The 2,489-nt window shown below is 58.9% G+C and carries 3 protein-coding genes; 1 reads left to right on the plus strand and 2 read right to left on the minus strand.

The features are described 5' to 3' along the window. Positions 1-220 precede the first annotated feature (220 nt). Complete coding sequence (locus Q363_RS31315) at positions 221-1,444, plus strand: TIGR03118 family protein (protein WP_035358630.1); 1,224 nt, start codon at positions 221-223, stop codon at positions 1,442-1,444. Between the two features lie 203 nt (positions 1,445-1,647). On the opposite strand, the gene Q363_RS41690 is transcribed toward Q363_RS31315, so the two are convergent. Further along, positions 1,648-1,794 (minus strand): hypothetical protein, encoded by a 147-nt coding sequence (locus tag Q363_RS41690; RefSeq protein WP_157468063.1) that lies wholly within the window; start codon positions 1,792-1,794, stop codon positions 1,648-1,650. Between the two features lie 3 nt (positions 1,795-1,797). Next, complete coding sequence (locus Q363_RS31320; protein WP_157468066.1) at positions 1,798-2,115, minus strand: hypothetical protein; 318 nt, start codon at positions 2,113-2,115, stop codon at positions 1,798-1,800. Between the last annotated feature and the right edge of the window lie 374 nt (positions 2,116-2,489).

Consider the following 2,489-nt stretch of genomic DNA (forward strand, 5'->3'; position numbering starts at 1 on the left):
TCTCGAGCAACCAAATTTCTCATCTCAACTTTTCACAAGTGATGACAAAACACCGACATAGTCGTGACACGAACCTGCGCGGACCTGACTAGGCTTGCTGAGGATTTCCAAGCGCAGTTCCTCCCCGCCTGCTGCTTAATTCCATTCCAGCACCGGCACCGGTCGGGGCACGATCCGTACTAAATCTGCGGGGACTCACAGCCACAGGAGAGCTTTTACTATGAAGACGTTTCTGCGCGTGACCAGCGGGATATCGCTGGCCTTGTCAATCTCCGCTGTCGCCTTCGGACAGCACTACACTCAAGTCAACCTCGTCTCCAACACCTCCGGCGTCGCTCCAGTCACCGATCCGACCCTCATCAACCCCTGGGGCCTGTCCCGCAGCTCCTCCAGCCCCTGGTGGATCTCCGATAACGGCACCGGCCTCAGCACGCTCTTCAACGGAGCCGGCCTCAAAAACTCCCTGGTCGTCACCATTCCCAAGGCCGATCCCAACAACAAAACCTTTCCTGCTGGCACCCCCACCGGAACAATCTTCAACAGTGTCCCCACCGACTTCATCCTCCCGGGCGGTTTTGCCTCCAGCTTTCTCTTCGCTACGCTCGACGGCGCCATCGTCGGATGGAACGCCAAGGTCGCCATCGCGCCCGGCGCTGCTGCCCCCTCCGTCAATGCCGTCGTCGCAGTCAAAACGACAGACGGATCCAGCTACACCGGACTCACCAGCGCTCTCGTCGACGGTAACCGCTACCTTTACGCAGCCAACTTCAACAACGGCCGCGTCGATGTCTACGACGGCAACTTTCACCCTGTAACTCTCAACCCGAACGATCAGGATCAATCCAACGGCAACGGTAACCAGAACAACAACGACAACGGCGATAACAATAAGGCCTTCACCGATCGTCTCCTGCCCCGCAACTACGTTCCGTTCAACGTCCAGACCATCGCCAACAATATCGTCGTCACCTACGTTCTCCACCAGCAGGGTCAGCCTCGCGAAACGGACGGCCCAGGCCTTGGCTATGTCGACATATTCACTGCCAAGGGGCGCCTTATCCAGCGCCTCGAGCATGGTGACTGGCTCAACGCTCCCTGGGGAGTCGCCCTTGCTCCCCAGGACTTCGGCGCCTTCAGTCACGATCTCCTCATCGGCCAGTTCGCCGGCGGCGGCATCACCCAGGGCAGCGGAACCATCGCCATTTATGACTTGGTAACCGGACAGTTCAAAGGCCTGCTCCAGGATGCCAACGGAAACACCATCGCAATTAACGGCCTCTGGGACATCAGCCCAGCCAACAACTCAGCAGCCGGCAGCTACGATCCCGCCGGCGCTCCTGGCTCCGAGCTTTACTTCACCGCAGGCCCCAACCAAGGCACCGGTGGACTTTTCGGTTACCTCAAACCCGCTGCCACAGACCTGACCGAAGGCAACGACCAGTAAACGACGTAAGCGACGAACAAACTGAACCAGGTGGCCCATCCTTCGCGGTCTCATCGTGAAGGGTGGGCTGTAGCTTTCGGAGCTATTTGTCGTAAATCTTTCGCCGCTATAGCAGGGGTCCCGTCAGAAAACGGACCACAGAGCACGCTAAGGGTGGGCGGCGGCCGGAATCCACCGATTGAATAGAGATCGCGCATTTCTGGTCACGCTGCGCTGGATAGGTCGGTAAAAAGATGAGTTGTGGGACGGAAGTAGCGGGTCTGGTGCCCGATCGTCGTACGGCAGTCGGCCTCGATGAAATGGACAACCCAATCCTTGTAGTGCTGAAAGTTCATCGGGACGCGCGGCATGCATCACTCCCGGGAGTCGGGCTCGCGGCGCGGCGGCTTGCGCACGAAGGGGCGGAAGCGGCGGCTGGCCTTCTGCTCCTCGACAAGGCCGTCGACCCAACCGAGAAAGACTTCGCTGGGACGATAGCGGCGCAGCTCGCCGCAGAGCCGGCAGGCGACGACCGTGTTGCAGTTGTACGGAAACGAATCGACGCCAGCGGGAACGTTACGCCCGCAGAGCTTGCAGCGCACCACAAACGTCGTCGGGCGCGGGCCGTTCTGCTGGGTATAGTGCATCGACATGATGGATGCAGGATAGGCAAACAAAAGGCGAATACGCACGAGGCTAGTTGTGGATGGATCTGGGAGCGCAAGAGGTTGTGGTTTAGCAGCCTACTGATTCGGATTGGAGGTTTTGAACGGCTAATCCATCGGCTCCCGGTACCGCAATCGCTTCATCCCGCCGGCGTCGATGTCAGGTTTGATCTCCTCTATTTCGGAGTCGGTTTCCATCGTGATAGCGAGCAATATCTGCACCGCGTCAGACCAACAAGGAAGAGTCCAAGGAGTGCCAGAGCTGTCGACGATGACGTAGCTCCCTTCCCGGGGAGAACGAAGAACGCTAGCCTGCATCATTCACGAAGGCTGAGCGAGCGGTTGTTGTGAGCGCGAGCTCGTGACGAAGGCTCGTTTGGCTGGGTGCTGTTGGTTGGATT

This window comes from Edaphobacter aggregans DSM 19364 (assembly GCF_000745965.1).
GTDB classification, from domain to species: domain Bacteria; phylum Acidobacteriota; class Terriglobia; order Terriglobales; family Acidobacteriaceae; genus Edaphobacter; species Edaphobacter aggregans.

Bases quoted from the DNA above. Each gene is read 5' to 3' on its own strand.
- Q363_RS31315 (WP_035358630.1), top strand. From the start codon at position 221: ATGAAGACGTTTCTGCGCGTGACCAGCGGGATATCGCTGGCCTTGTCA.
- Q363_RS41690 (WP_157468063.1), bottom strand. From the start codon at position 1,794: ATGCCGCGCGTCCCGATGAACTTTCAGCACTACAAGGATTGGGTTGTC.